Here is a 15,117-nt window from a genome sequence, read left to right as displayed (position 1 = left end):
TCGCAAACGATTAGTCTTTTTTATTTTATATTATTTTTAAATTTTAAATTTAATATTATCTCTATCAAAATCAATAAACACGCTACTACCGGTTTTAATTTTTCCCTCAATAATTTCCATGGCTAAAGGATTTAAAATTAAACTTTGGATAATTCGTTTTAAGGGTCGGGCGCCATAAAGCGGATCAAAGCCTTTTTCAACTAGATGGTCTTTAGCTTTTTTACTAATTTTAATTTTAATCTCGTTATCTTTCAATCTTTCTTCAACCTGTTTTAATTGAAAATCAACGATTTGTCGAATAGAATCTTTTAGTAAAGGTTTAAAAACGATTATTTCATCAATACGATTTAAAAATTCAGGCTTAAAATTATCTCGCAGTTCTTTTAATATTTTTTCTTTAATGCTTTCTTCTTGACTTTTTAGGTTTTTATCTAAATCAAAACCCAAGCTGGCTTTTTGAGCTAAATCTTTAAAATATTCACTACCGATATTTGACGTCATGATAATGATAGTGTTTTTAAAATTAACCTTGCGTCCCTTGGCATCGGTTAATTGACCATCATCTAAAATTTGCAATAGAACATTAAAAACATCTGGATGAGCCTTTTCGATTTCATCAAGTAAAATAACTGCATAGGGCCGGCGACGAATTTTTTCTGTTAATTGACCACCTTCGTCGTAGCCAATATAACCCGGAGGCGAACCGATAATTTTAGAAACCGTATGGCGTTCCATGTATTCAGACATATCTAGACGGACTAAAGCGCCATCATCATTAAAAATAAATTCAGCCAGAACCTTGGCTAATTCTGTTTTACCGACACCAGTTGGTCCCATAAAGATAAATGAACCAATCGGTTTGTTGTGCTCGGCAATACCGGCTCGAGAACGTCGAATAGCGTTAGAAATTGCCGTCACAGCTTCATTTTGATCAACTATGCGTTGATGTAATTCATCTTCCATGTGGGCTAATTTTTTGGTTTCATCTTCAAGCATTCTGGCCACTGGAATGCCGGTCCAACGCGAAACTACTTCGGCAATATTTTCTTCAGTCACTTTTTCACGAATAATACGATCCTGAATTTTATTTAATTTACGTTCGTTGGTTTTAGTTTTATCTTCCAACTTAGGAATACGATCATATTTAATTTCAGCAACTTTTTCCAAATCTGCCTGGCGTTCGGCAATCTCGGCCTCATCGCTTAATTTTTCCAACTCTTTTTTATCGGCCTTAATCTCTTCAATAATTTGTTTCTCTTTTTGCCAACGCAATTCCAATTCTTTCATGATTTCTTTTTTATTGGCTAATTCACGACTAATTTTTTTAAAACGCGTATCCATTTTTTTAACTTTTTCTTTTTTTAAAGCTTCGATGGCAATTTTTAATTGTCTAATCTCACGACTTAATTTATCTAATTCTTCAGGTTCGCTTTCAATTTCTAATCTCAAAGCTGAGGCGGCTTCATCAATTAAATCTACAGCTTTGTCTGGTAAAAATCTGTCAGTAATGTAACGTGTAGCTAATTTAACGGCGCTAATTAAAGCATCGTCGGTAATTTGAACACCATGGTGTAATTCGTATTTTTCTTTAATACCACGTAAAATAGCAATGCTTTCTTCGGTAGTGGGTTCACTCACATAAACTGGCATAAAACGTCTTTCTAGGGCTTGATCTTTTTCAATATACTTTTGATATTCTTTTAACGTCGTAGCACCAACACAATGAAGTTCTCCGCGCGCTAAGGCTGGTTTGATCATATTTGAAGCGTCTAAAGCGCCTTCAATTGATCCAGCGCCAACTAGGGTATGCATTTCATCGATAAATAAAATTATTTTTCCGTCAGATTTTTTAATAGTTTTTAAAATAGCTTTAAAACGATTTTCAAACTCGCCACGGAATTTAGTTCCAGCAATAATAGCTCCCAAATCTAAAGTAATAACTTCTTTATTTTTTAAAGTTTCGGGTACATCACCATCAACAATTCTTTGAGCTAAGCCTTCGACAATGGCGGTTTTACCTGTCCCAGCCTCACCAATTAAAACTGGATTATTTTTAGTCCGGCGTGATAAAACTTGAATTACGCGACGAATTTCTTCGCCTCGCCCAATGACTGGATCTAATTTTTTTTCACGAGCCTTTTGAGTTAAATTTTGAGTATATTTTTCAAGTACTTGATATTTTTGTTCTGGTTCGTCATCGGTAATTTTTTCCGAACCCCGTACTGATGCTAAAACTTGTAAAACCTTTTCGCGTTCAACTTGATAATCATTTAGAGTCTTTTTTAAAAAAGTATTAATTTCTAAAATTGCCAGTAGAAAATGTTCTGTGCTAACATATTCGTCTTTGAGTTGATCAGCTTCTTTTTCAGCCTGAATTAAAACCTGTCTTAATTCATTAGTCACGTAAATTCCACCCATTGGCCCAGGCGCTGGCTTATCGATTTGAGGTAATTTATTAATTTCATTTTCGATATCTTTTTTTAATTTTAAAACATCGACTTCTAATTTTTTTAAAACAGCTAAAACCACTCCATCGTTTTGTTCAAGTAAGGCGTAGAGTAGGTGAGAGGCATCAACCGCGGGTTGTTTTTTGTTTAAAGCCAATTCTTGGGCATTTTGCAACGCCTCTTGAGATTTTAAAGTAAAATTACCAAAATTAGGCATATATTTTTAAGTTTAAATTATAAATTATTATTTAGCAGTCTCTATAATAGAGTGCTAATTTTATTGTAGCATAGCTAAAAAAAGTGTCAACCAGTTGACAAGTTAATTTATTTTGGGCAGTTTTGGCAGGTGCGACCTGCCAAAATTTATTCTTTATTTTTCAAAAGCGTGATATAATAAAAATAATCCTAATATGATCTCAATTATTATTACAACCTATCGAGAGTCAAAAACCTTAGAACAAACCCTACGGGTTATTTTAAATAAAAAAATTAATCAGGCATTTGAAATTTTAGTAGTTGCACCAGATGAAGAGAGTAGAGAAGTGGTGAATAAATTTAGTATTAAATATCCGCAAGTTAAATTTATTCAAGATCAGGGTTTAGGTAAACCTTCAGCTTTGAATTTAGCTTTTGGAAAAGTCCAGGGCGACATTTTAATTTTGACAGATGGCGATGTGGTAGTTGAATCAAACGGTTTAGAAAAATTAGTTCAAGAATTTAATAATCCCAAAATAGGCGCAGTTTGTGGTCAACCGACTTCAATTTCTGATCGTAAAACTATGTTAGGTTATTGGTCGCACTGGTTAGTTAATGCTGCTCATCAAAGACGTTTAAAATTATCACAACAAAATAAATATTTAGATTGTTCAGGATATCTTTATGCAATTAGAAATAAAGTTGTTAATGAAATTCCAGAAAATGTTTTATCCGATGATATTTATATTTCACAAAAAATTTGGCAAGCTGGTTATCAAATAGTTTATCGGCCCGAAGCTAAAGTTAGGGTAAAATATCCAAATACTTTTTCTGATTGGGTTAAACAAAAAAAACGCAGTGCTGGCGGTGCCAAACAAAAAATTAATCAAGAAAAATTTAAGAGCAATATGCGTGGATTTTTTAATGAAGCCTGGCACGGTTTTAAATTGTTATTTTCTTTCCCTAAAAATTTAAAAGAATTTAGTTGGACTCTTTTGCTATTTTTAGCTAGAATATACTTATGGATTTTAATTCTTGTTGATTTAAAAATAAAAAAGAAAAACTTTGCTGAAATTTGGCAAAGAATTGAAAGTTCAAAATAGTATATGAATAAAAAATTAGAAGAAAAAATAGCTTTTTATGGTTTAATCTTATTTTGCTCTATTTTCATTTTTGTTCTTTTATTGTTAATAAAAAATCCTGAAAAAATAAAAATTATTATAATTTTCTCAGAAGAAAATGCTAAAACAATAGAAACCATTCTTTATTTCTTTCTTGGTTTTACTGTAATAGCCTATATTTATGATCATAAAAAACATACCCAACGTTTTTGCCCTAGATGTAATAAATTAGTAAGAATAAAAATCAATTCGAAAGAAATAGAAACTTGTCCCTATTGTGGTTCAAGTTTGATAAAAATAAATGAAAAAGAAAAGTCTATTTTAAATAAAATCCAAGAAGAAAAACAAAACATTGAAACAAATCAATTTATCTTAGCTTTTTATCTAATAGGTAGTGTAGTAGCTATATTTTGGTTTAAATTATGGAAAGGTAATATATATTTTTTACTAGAATTATTAATATTTGTTATTGCCTTAGGTTACGGTTTTTATCGTTTTAAAAATAAAGGAGTAGAGATTAAAAAAATTGAAGACAGACAACATCTTTCTCTTGGAGAAAAAATTGATAATTTAGAATCATTTATAAAAGAGGAACAACAAAATAAAAAAATAGAAATAAAAAAAATGACCATTAAATTATCTATTCTTTTTTTATTTATTTTAGTTGGTTGTATTGTAATTATTTTTAATATTATCCCAGTAGAAACTTTAGATAAACTAGTTGATAAATTTAATTGGATTAATTTACTTATATTTTAAATTAAAAATTTGATTTTTCATAAAAAATTATGCCATCCCAACCTAAAATCCGAACTCGTTTTGCACCCAGTCCGACTGGTTATCTTCATGTTGGAGGATTAAGAACAGCTTTGTATTCTTATTTAATTGCTAAACAAAATAACGGTGATTTTATTTTACGCATTGAAGATACCGATCAAGAACGTTTAGTTAAAGACGGCACAGTTAATATTTTACAATCTTTATATTGGGCTGGTATAATTCCCGACGAGGGCGTTAAATTAGATAAAAATAATAAAATCGTTCAAGCTGGCGACAATGGTCCCTATATTCAATCAGAACGATTAGAAATTTATCAAAAATACGTTCAAGAATTAATTGACAAAGGTTGTGCTTATTATTGTTTTTGTACCCAAGAAAGATTAGATAAACTCAGACAAGAGCAACAAAAAAACAAAATTCCAACCGGTTATGACGGTTGTTGCTTGAATATTAGCCCTGAGGAAGCCAAAAAACGGGTTCTAAACGGCGAAAAGCATGTTATACGCCTCAAGATGCCCAAAGCAGGAGAAACGTCATTTTTGGACTTAATTCGTGGAAAGGTTAGCTTTAAGAATGAGCTAGTTGATGATCAAGTTTTAATTAAATCTGATGGCTTTCCGACCTATCATTTAGCCGTAGTGGTTGATGATCATTTAATGAAAATAACTCATATTGTGCGCGGTGAAGAATGGATTTCTAGCACACCCAAACATATCCAACTTTATAAATATTTTGACTGGGAAATTCCTCAATTTGCTCATCTACCTTTATTATTAAATTCTGATAAATCAAAACTTAGTAAACGCCAAGGAGATGTGGCGGTCAATGATTATCAAAATAAAGGATATTTACCTGAAGCTTTAATTAATTTTGTAGCTTTGTTAGGTTGGAATCCGGGCGATGATCAAGAAATTTTTTCTTTGAAAGAATTAATTCAAGAATTTAAAATTGAAAAAATCAATAAATCTGGAGCAATTTTTAATCTAGATAAATTAAACTGGCTAAATGGTTCTTATCTTCGCCAAATGGACATCAAGGATTTAACTCAAAAATGTTTGCCATATTTAATTCAGTCAAAATTAATTAAATCAGAAAAAGATGTTAATTTAAATTATCTTCAAAAAATTGTTAAACTCGAACAAGAAAGATTAAAACATCTAGATGAGATAATTGACTTAACTCATTTCTTTTTTAAAGATAAGTTGAATTATCAATCAGATTTGTTAATTTGGAAAAAATCAGATAGAGAGCATACTTTAAATAATTTGTCAATAATAAAAGATTCTGTAGAAAAAATTGATTCAACTAATTTTAATAAAGAAAATTTAGAAAAAATTCTCATGCCCATGGCTCAAGATAGGGGAGTCGGTGATGTTTTGTGGCCAATGCGTGTCGCCCTGAGTGGAGAGCAAAATTCACCGGGGCCATTTGAAATAGCGGAAGTGTTGGGCAAAAAAGAATCTTTAAAGAGAATAGTATCAGCTATAAAATTGCTTGAAAAATAGGTAAGTAGTATAATAGATTTATTATGCAAAATTTAAACAAAAATAAAAAATATTTTTTAATTTTAACTTTGATTTTTTGTCTCACGGCTTTTTGTAGTCGTGATTTGCTTTTTGTTCAAGCCGCTTATGAAGGTTATACGGTGGACGATTTAAACCAAGAAATAGCTGAAAGACAAAAAGAAATTCAAGCAATTGAAAAACAACGTGAAGAATATCAAAAAAAGGTTAAAGCTGAGCAACAAAAAGCCTTGTCACTAAGAAGTCAAATTTCTATTTTAGAGAATCAAATTAGTGATCGACAATTAAAAATTCAACAGCTAAGAATCGAAATTGAAGAAGCTAACCTGCAAATTCAAAATATCACCTTACAAATAGAAAAAAAAGAGCAAGAAATAACCGATCATCAACAAAAAATAGCTGAACTTATCCGTTTTATTTATCAAAAAAGCCAAAAAAATCCTTTAGAAATCTTATTATTAAACCAATCTTTGGCTGATTTTTTTAATCAGTTAAAATATACCGAAGATATTCAGCGCGAATTACAAAAAACTTTATCTAAAATGAAAATTATCCAACAGGGTTTGCAAGTCCAAAAAAGTGAGCTGGAAAATAAAAAACAAGAATTAAGTAAACTTAAAGAAGAAAACGAAGATGAAAAATCAGCCCTAAACGGTCAACAAAATTATCAACAAGTTTTATTAACCGAAACTCAAAGTTCAGAAAAAAAATTCCAATCCATGTTAGCTGAGTTACAAAGAGAAAGACAGGCTGCTGAAAGTAATATTGCTAATATTGAAAGTGCTATTCGTGACAAACTTTCTCGTCAAGAAAGTTGGCAAGGTGATAAAGATGTTTTTTTAGATTGGCCAATTCCATTGAAAAAAATTACTTGTTATTTTCATGATACTGATTATCCATTTAGAAAGTGGATAGGGGAACATTCGGGCGTTGATTTAAGAGCTTCGCAAGGCACGGCTATTCATGCACCAGCTTCTGGCTATATTGCTCGGGCTAAAGACGCTGGTATGGGTTATTCTTATATTATGGTTGTACACAATGATCAAATTTCAACCGTCTATGGCCATGTCAGTAAAATATTTGTAACCGAAGACACTTATGTCACTAAGGGACAAATTATTGGTTTAACTGGTGGTATGCCGGGTACACCTGGCGCAGGTAGTATGTCAACTGGACCACATTTACATTTTGAAGTGCGCTTAAATGGCATTCCGGTTAATCCTTTGGATTATTTGCCATAGTTTTTATACCATCAAGATATAATTTTAAAAGACGGAAGCTTAATCCGTCTTTTTGTATCTTTGTATAGATAAATCAGAAGAGAAGTAGTAATTTTAAAATATACTATGCGTCGCACAATATTTCTTTTACGACACTATATTATACTTAAATATAAACTTTTAAGCCTGCTCGATAACCTTAGCGTGCTGTTTATCTATTAAAATTAAATAAATAATCTCTAAAATACCAACTGTATTCACCAATAATAAAATCACAAACCAAACTTGATGATTATTTCTAGCTGAGCGCCACAAAGCCAAACCTTTCCAGACCATTGACCACATTAAAATCAATAATAAAATTATCAACTGCGCTGGTGTTAAAACTGATAATGTTTCCATATTTTAAAAATTGTTAATTGTTAATTATTATTTATAATAAACTCGATCTCCGAACCGTAAATCAATATATTCTAATTTTAAACGTTCATCTGAATTAATTTTATTGTCTAGAACCAGACTTAGATTTCTTAATTGTAAATTTGGATTCAATTGTGGATCTGTGTAGATTTGCCAACCTTCCGAAACCGCTAGAGTTAAAGTTGTCGGATTGGGTTGATTAATTTGCCAAGAATCTATCTGACAACATATAATCTGTTGATCAAATGATTGACTAAATTCGTAAATGAATTTAATAATTTGAGAATCAATCACAATTTCTTCCATATTAACCGTTTCAAACGTTTGAATTTGATTTTCCGTCTCTACGTTACTTAAATCTTCATTTTGGGGCTCATTTTGGCCCGCCAAGACCCCTGTTTCGTCTAACATGATCTCTACCCCATCTGAATTATTTTCTTCAAGCAGAGGCTCTTCCTTAAGTGGTTCATTAATTTCTGGTTGATAATAAACTTGAGGTAAATTTAAATTAATTTGCGTCATGTCAATTTCTTGAATCACGTGACCATCATTAGAAAATAAATAATATTTACCCTGGCAAATTAAATTAATAGCGGGTTGTTTTTCGTGAATAACTATTTTTAAATGTCGTGAAAAAAATTTCTTACTTATTTTTACTTGATTTATTTCTATTGAACTCGCTATATTTTGAATCAATTTTTTCTTAGATAAAACTAATAAATTTCTTTGTGAAAAAAATAACCAACGAAATTTATAAGTTTGCATTTCAATTAAATGATAAATTTCTTCATCACTAGAATTATATTCAACTTGCTCTGGTCGTTCAATCTGAATTTTTTTAATTTTAAAAATAGGTGAAAAAAATAAAATATAAATTAAAAAAATAATGCCCAAAATAATGCTAATTTGAATAAATTTACGACGACGCAAATGACGCTGTTTTTGAGTTAAACGATCTGAGGCTCGAGCTTCTGGATCTGGCCGACTAACTGGCGATGGCGTATATTTTAATTTTTTAACATATTTAATTGAATGTTTTTTTTTAAACATAAATCCGTGGTAAATTTGGATTAATACGAGTTACAACCTCATAATTAATTGTCCCTATTTTTTTTGCCCAATCATCAGCCGTAATGCGTTTATCGCCTTGTCGGCCAATTAATATCGCCCGCTCCCCTGCTTTTAAATTTTTAATACCGGTTACGTCAACCATAATTAAATTCATACATACGCGACCCAATACTTGACAAAACTTATCTTTTATGATTACTCTATTTTTGTTAGATAAGTGTCGATCAAACCCCTCCCAATAACCAATTGGTAAAATCGCTACTTGGATTGATTTGGCAGTTTTGTAAGTACAACCATAACCGATACGAGTACCTTTTGGAACAGTTTTAATTTGAATAATACGCGTACATAATGACAAAGCTGGCTTTAAATTAAAATTAGGATATTTTTTTTGAACAATTTTTTGGGTTAATTCTGACGGCCACAAACCATACATACCGATTCCTAAGCGCATTAAATCAAAATTACTTTCTGTTTTAACTAAAGCGGCCGCACTGCAAGAAAAATGCTTCAGAGAAATATCTAAATTTAATTTTTCGATTTGTTGAATTAAATTTTTAAATTTATCTAATTGTTGTTGTGTAAATTGCTGATTTTCTTCCGAAGCCGCAAAGTGTGAAAACAAACCTTGAATTTTTAAATTTTTAAATTTAAACGCTTGTTTAATAAAGTCTAAACCATGATCAACTAAAATTCCTAAACGCGTAGTGCCGGTATCTATTTTTAAATGTACCTGGGCTGATTTTTTTAATTCCAGACTAACTTGATTTAAAAATTTTAATTGCTCGACAGAATAAACCACTAAACTAATATTTTGTTGAATAGCTTGTTTAATCAATTTTTTATCTAATTGATAATAGCTCAAAACTAAAACCGGACTTTTAATTCCAGCTTGGCGTAATTCTAAAGCTTCATCTAAATTAACCGTGGCTAACCATTTGGCTCCATATTTAATGGCTAATTTGGCTGTTTCAACCATTCCATGACCATAGGCATTACTTTTAACTACGGCCATAATTTGGGTTGATTTAGATAAGACTTTTTTATATTGTTGAATATTGTGTTTTAGGGCAGATTTAGAAATTTCTACCCAAGTGAAATGTTGGTTTGACATAATAAAAATTTTAATCGTCATTTCTGGCCTGACCAGGAATCTAGGGTTTAAATGAAATAATTGTTTATTGAATATAATTCCTGGATCCCCGCTTTCGCAGGGATGACGATTTTAATATTGACTTGACATGTTTTAAAATAAGCACTAAGATAATACTAATTGATCTTTTTTAACATAAACCCAAGGAAAAAAAATGAAAAAAAATCCCGAACAGAGTGTAGACAAAAAAATCAACGACCTAGTAATTAAACTAGCTCATCTTATGTCTGTGGACGCAGGCAAAGAAAAAATAGCAAAGGCGGAAAAGGCTATTAAAAAACGAGCATACAGACTTTATTATCGGGGACGCAGATCCATTAAGGATCCTCATCCTGCCGTACATGTAGGTTATTATGGAGTACATGGCGATTTAGTTATGATCGACAAAGAAATAGTTGTCCAATATACTTCCTAATCGCTTACGAATTAAAGCCTCAGACTGTTTTAAGCCGGAAGAAATCCCGGCTTTTTTATTTTCTCTTTATTATTTCCATTCCGCCCATATATTTTCGAAGAACTTCGGGGACTTTAATTTCCCCATCAGCGGTCTGATAGTTTTCCATAATGGCAATCAAAATTCGGCCAATGGCCAAAGCTGTCCCGTTTAAAGTATGTACAAATTGCGTATTGCCATCTTCTTTTGATCTAAAACGCACGTTTAAACGTCGAGCTTGAAAATCAGTACAATTGCTGGTCGAATGTGTTTCGCGATATTCATTCTGACCGGGCAACCAAGTTTCAATGTCATATTTATCGGCAGCCGGATCACCCAAATCAGCTGTACACATATGAATAACACGATATGGTAATTTTAATTTTTGCATCAATTTTTCTTCCATGCTTAACAAAAATTTATGTTCGCTTCTGGACTTTTCTGGCGTAGTAAAAGAAAACATTTCAGCTTTATCAAACTGATGAACCCGTAAAATCCCACGCACATCTTTACCATAACTCCCAGCTTCACGACGAAAACACGGTGAAAAACCTAAATAACGTTTGGGTAATGCTTCTTGATCTAAAATTTGATCTAAATGCAACGGTCCCAGGGCCTGTTCTGAAGTACCAATTAAATACAAGTCATCTTTAGTTAAATGAAAAATCTCGTCAGCGCCACGAGTATAATAACCCATAGCTTGCATAATATCTTTTTTAACCATCACTGGCGGAATAATAGGCACAAAACCCTCTGGAATTAAAATTTCTAAAATTAATTGATACAAGGCCATTTCTAAAAGTACAGCTTCGTTTTTCAAATAACTAAATCTAGCGCCAGACACATGACTAGCTTGGATAGTATCAATTAAATCTAAGTCTTCATTTAAGTCTAAATAATCTTTGGGTTTAAAATCAAATTTAGGCATATCGCCTTCATGTTTGATAATCTGATTATCTTTTTCACTCGTACCGATTTTAACATCATCTAGTGGCGAATTTGGAATTAAATCTATTAATTTATCATATTCAGGTTCAATCCAGTCTAATTCTTTTTTATAGCTATTAATTTCTTCAACCAATTTTTTCATTTCAGCTATTTTAATTTCTTTTTCTTCTGAAGTTAATTTAATAATATCTTTAGAAAATTGGTTTTGTTGAGCTTTACGTTGTTCAATCTCTTGAATCACTTCACGTCTTTTTTTATCTAGTTCCAATAAACGATCAATATCAACTTTAACGCGCTTGTTTTGACAAGCTGTTTTAATTTCATCCGGATTTTCTCGGATGTATTTTATGTCTAACATAAAAAATTAATTTAAAATTATAAATAAAATTATAAACCCAAATCTTGATTAATTTTTTGCATGGCTTTTAAGCTAATATCAACAAATTTTTCCAAATCTAAATCTAATAATTCTTTACATTTACCTATAATTTGACGATTAGCGCCAGCCGCAAAACGTGGCTCATTAAAACGTTTAATAACTGAAGAAGTATTTAAATTACCAATTTTTTTATCAGGCAAAACTAGAGCCGAAGCAACAATTAGGCCCGTAATTGGATCGGAACAATATAAAGCCTTAGCCATTAAGCTTTGTGGTTCAATGCCGTGCATCTCATTGTGGGTTTTAACTGCTTGAATAATTTCTGGGTCTATCCCCTGCTCATCTAACATTTCAGCTCCAATCAAACTATGCTGTGCTGGGTTATCTTTGGTTTGCTCATAATCAATGTCATGTAATAAACCAGCTAATGCCCAACTGTCAGAATTTTCATTAAAATATTTAGCTAAATCAAACATCACCGCTTCCACGGCTAAAGAATGTTTAATCAAATTTTGATTAGTTAAATTTTGTTGTAAAAACTGTAAAGCTTCTTGTCTGTTCATATATTTTATTATAGCACATATTCTAAAATTTTTCAAAATGAAAAAGGCCCGGAAGCCGGGCCTTGATATTTAGTGAATTTATTATTCTTCTGAGGGAATAAGGTTTTTATAAAGCTTTTTTCTCGCTGGAACTATTTTTGCAAATTTATCAGCGAACTCATCTGCCGTTGGAGGAGTAAACTCGGGCCCACCGATTGGATCGTGTTCCGATCCTCTTAATATGTCTTTTGTGTCGATTCTTGTTGACTTTTTTGCCATTTCGTCTCCTTGGATTATTATCGTATTTTCGACAATAATTGGTGATGAACCAGCGTATTGTAAATCAACATCAGAAATACAAAGTTGATCAAGGTTATTTACACCAGTTCGTTCTAAAACCTTTTTCAGAGATTCAGGACTTAATCTCAAGTTATAGCGAATACGCTCTTTAATATTCTCTATATCGTCTGGCATTAAACCACATATCTTGCAGTCTAAAATCAACGCAAAGGGATATTTTTGCTTCCCGTCGCCAGAAGTACAGATAAAGTTGATAATCGTTAACACTCTTCCTCCTTAAAATTAAATTGTAATGTTCAATGCTATATCCTAACTCTTGGTTTAATTTTTGTCAAGCTTAAAATGAAAAAGGCCTGGACTGGGCTTTATACAAAACGTCATCCCCAACTTGATTGGGGATCCAGTGTTGATTAGTATAAACTTTGATTTAAATAAATTTTTGTTTATAAAAACAGCACATATTTTAAGATAAAGATAATCGTTCTTAACCCTAGATTCCTGGTCAAGCCAGGAATGACGACTAAAAAAGTTTTATTCTTTTTCAGGTCGCATTGTTGGAAATAAGACAATATCACGCACTGATGGTTGATCAGTTAAATACATAAACAATCTATCAATACCCATACCAAATCCTCCGGTTGGCGGCATACCATGTTCTAAAGCTCGAATAAAATCTTGATCCATCATTTGGGCTTCTTTATCGCCAAGATCGCGCATTTTAACTTGTTGTTCAAAACGTTGTTGTTGATCAATTGGGTCATTCAATTCAGAATAGCCATTACCCACCTCTGCGCCCAAAACTAGAATTTGAAATCTTTGAGTGCGTTGTGGATATTCAGGATCCCTTTTAGCTAAAGGTGAAACTGCCACCGGATGATGATATAAAAAAGTCGGTTGAACTATTTCAGGACGAATATGATGTTTATAAACAGTATCGATTACTCGACCAAGCTGATTTATGTCTTGACCTTGTAATTTTTTAAATTCATCAAAAACCTTTTTATCTTTGGTTTTTAAAAAATTAAATAATTTTTCAGTTGCATCTGGTTTTTCTAAATCAACACCGGTTTTCTTTTTAAAAATCTCAATATAATTAATTTTTTGCCAAGGAGCTTTAAAGTCAATTTGTGTGCCTTGATAATTAAATTTTAATTTACTAAAAGTTTGTTTAATTACTTGAGCGTACATTTTTTGCGTTAATTGCATTAAATCCTGCCAATCGGCATAAGCCCAATAAAATTCCATTAAAGTAAACTCTTGCAAGTGTTGTTGACTCATGCCCTCGTTGCGAAAAACTTTACCAATTTCAAAAACTTTTTCATAGCCACCCACCATTAAGCGCTTTAAATGCAATTCTAATGAAATGCGTAAATATAAATCAATATCTAAAGTATTATGATGGGTAATAAAGGGTTCGGCCTCAGCGCCACCAGGCACAGCCTCTAAAGTTGGCGTTTCAACTTCTAAAAATTTTTGGTCAATTAAAAATTGACGGATATTCTGAATAAATTGACTTTTTTTAATAAACAATTCGCGCACATCTTGATTGATAATTAAATCAACATAACGCTGACGATAACGCAATTCTTGATCTTTTAAGCCATGCCATTTTTCAGGCAACGGTCGTAAGGCTTTTGACAAAAGTTGCCACTTTTTAACCATTAAAGTTGGTTCACCTTGATGAGTAGTAAATAAAGTGCCAGTAACTTGAATAAAATCAGCTATGTCGATAAGTTTAACAAAATTTTTATATTTTTCTGTTCCAATATCTTTTTTAGAAAAAGCTAATTGAAACTGACCACCTAAATCTTCTAAATTTACAAAAGTTAAATTACCATGCTCGCGCTTAGTTTTAATTCGACCAACTAAATTAATTGATTTATTTTTTTTAAACCAAATCTTAAAATTAATTTTAAGCTGATCGATAGAACAAGTTTTTTTTGCCCGAGCCGGATAAAGATCAGCTTGAAATTGTTTCAAATCATCTAATTTTTCTCTTCGAATTTGGTATTCGTTTTTTTCTAATTCTTGAGACATAAAACGTAGTTATTTGATTTTTAAAATTTTAAAACTAACTTCACCGTTGGGAGCTTTAAAAGTACCACTATCTCCGGCCATTCTATCCATCAAAGCTTGTCCCAATGGCGATTGATTAGAAATTTTATTATTAATTGGATCGGCCTCATTTAAACCAACCAAGGTGTAGTCTTTTATACTATCATTAACTTTAGCTGAGACCGTTGATCCTACTCTAACTGTTTTTGAGCCAATATGACTTGAAGCCACTTTAGCCTTACTAATAATATTCTCTAATTCAATAATTCTACCCTCGTTAAAAGCTTGTTCGTCCTTAGCCTGACTATATTCGGCGTTTTCTGATAAATCGCCAAGTTCTTTTGCCTCACTGATGTGTTGAGCAATTTCTTGACGCTTGTTGGTTTTACGATCTTCTAATTCTTCTCTAAATTTTTCTAAAATCTCTTTGGAAACATATAAAGTTTCACTGGAAAATTGTTGATTCGTCATATTGATTAATTATAATTAATTTTTAATAAAACATAAAGTAAAGAATACAATAAATTTAA

Annotated in this window: 14 protein-coding genes; 5 read left to right on the top strand and 9 right to left on the bottom strand. The window is 31.6% G+C overall.

Features of this window, described 5'->3' with window-relative positions; genetic code table 11:
* Positions 1–36: 36 nt before the first annotated feature.
* A complete protein-coding gene (clpB, locus tag PHS07_00625; protein ID MDD4606832.1) occupies positions 37–2,664 on the bottom strand; it encodes an ATP-dependent chaperone ClpB in 2,628 nt (875 codons plus the stop codon).
* A gap of 193 nt (positions 2,665–2,857) precedes the next feature.
* Between clpB and PHS07_00620 the strand changes: the two genes are divergently transcribed.
* The 4 genes from PHS07_00620 to PHS07_00605 are packed head-to-tail and all read left to right on the top strand — an operon-like array spanning position 2,858 to position 7,307.
* Entirely contained in the window at positions 2,858–3,745 is an 888-nt protein-coding gene (locus PHS07_00620) for a glycosyltransferase (GenBank protein MDD4606831.1), read from the top strand.
* Positions 3,746–3,748: 3 nt separating this feature from the next.
* Entirely contained in the window at positions 3,749–4,522 is a 774-nt protein-coding gene (locus PHS07_00615; GenBank protein ID MDD4606830.1) for a zinc-ribbon domain-containing protein, read from the top strand.
* Between the two features lie 29 nt (positions 4,523–4,551).
* The gene (gene gltX, locus PHS07_00610; GenBank protein MDD4606829.1) at positions 4,552–6,048 is read left to right on the top strand and encodes a glutamate--tRNA ligase; all 1,497 of its coding nucleotides are present in this window, start codon (positions 4,552–4,554) and stop codon (positions 6,046–6,048) included.
* 23 nt (positions 6,049–6,071) lie between these two features.
* The gene (locus tag PHS07_00605) at positions 6,072–7,307 is read left to right on the top strand and encodes a peptidoglycan DD-metalloendopeptidase family protein (GenBank protein ID MDD4606828.1); all 1,236 of its coding nucleotides are present in this window, start codon (positions 6,072–6,074) and stop codon (positions 7,305–7,307) included.
* Positions 7,308–7,466: 159 nt separating this feature from the next.
* Here the strand turns inward: PHS07_00605 and PHS07_00600 are convergent, their stop codons facing one another.
* Genes PHS07_00600 through alr form a run of 3 tightly spaced genes read right to left on the bottom strand, consistent with a single transcriptional unit; the run spans position 7,467 to position 9,891 of the window.
* Entirely contained in the window at positions 7,467–7,688 is a 222-nt protein-coding gene (locus tag PHS07_00600; GenBank protein ID MDD4606827.1) for a DUF5652 family protein, read from the bottom strand.
* 27 nt (positions 7,689–7,715) lie between these two features.
* Positions 7,716–8,756: a hypothetical protein gene (locus PHS07_00595; protein ID MDD4606826.1), complete on the bottom strand. Its 1,041-nt coding sequence runs from the start codon at positions 8,754–8,756 to the stop codon at positions 7,716–7,718.
* On the bottom strand, positions 8,749–9,891 hold the full coding sequence (gene alr, locus PHS07_00590; protein ID MDD4606825.1) for an alanine racemase: 1,143 nt from the start codon (positions 9,889–9,891) through the stop codon (positions 8,749–8,751). Before alr ends, PHS07_00595 begins: the two co-directional genes overlap by 8 nt.
* 262 nt (positions 9,892–10,153) lie before the next feature.
* On the opposite strand from alr, the gene PHS07_00585 reads away from it, so the two are divergent.
* Positions 10,154–10,345 carry a hypothetical protein gene (locus PHS07_00585; protein MDD4606824.1) on the top strand — a complete coding sequence of 64 codons (192 nt, stop codon included), beginning with the start codon at positions 10,154–10,156 and terminating at the stop codon, positions 10,343–10,345.
* A 55-nt stretch (positions 10,346–10,400) separates the two neighbouring features.
* Here PHS07_00585 and serS read toward each other — a convergent pair whose 3' ends face one another.
* The 5 genes from serS to greA form a co-directional block, all read right to left on the bottom strand.
* On the bottom strand, positions 10,401–11,669 hold the full coding sequence (gene serS, locus PHS07_00580) for a serine--tRNA ligase (protein ID MDD4606823.1): 1,269 nt from the start codon (positions 11,667–11,669) through the stop codon (positions 10,401–10,403).
* A gap of 29 nt (positions 11,670–11,698) precedes the next feature.
* Positions 11,699–12,253, bottom strand: coding sequence for an HDIG domain-containing protein (locus PHS07_00575; protein ID MDD4606822.1), 555 nt, complete (start codon positions 12,251–12,253; stop codon positions 11,699–11,701).
* Between the two features lie 81 nt (positions 12,254–12,334).
* Complete coding sequence (locus PHS07_00570; protein ID MDD4606821.1) at positions 12,335–12,799, bottom strand: hypothetical protein; 465 nt, start codon at positions 12,797–12,799, stop codon at positions 12,335–12,337.
* Between the two features lie 264 nt (positions 12,800–13,063).
* Complete coding sequence (gene lysS / locus PHS07_00565; GenBank protein MDD4606820.1) at positions 13,064–14,569, bottom strand: lysine--tRNA ligase; 1,506 nt, start codon at positions 14,567–14,569, stop codon at positions 13,064–13,066.
* A gap of 9 nt (positions 14,570–14,578) precedes the next feature.
* Positions 14,579–15,058, bottom strand: a complete 480-nt coding sequence (gene greA / locus PHS07_00560) for a transcription elongation factor GreA (GenBank protein MDD4606819.1) — start codon at positions 15,056–15,058, stop codon at positions 14,579–14,581.
* Positions 15,059–15,117 lie beyond the last annotated feature (59 nt).

It is taken from the genome of Patescibacteria group bacterium, from assembly GCA_028707495.1.
GTDB lineage: Bacteria > Patescibacteriota > Patescibacteriia > UBA2591 > JAQWAS01 > JAQWAS01.
The sequence above is the reverse complement of the archived record's forward strand: the minus strand, read 5'-3'. Positions and strand labels throughout refer to the sequence as shown.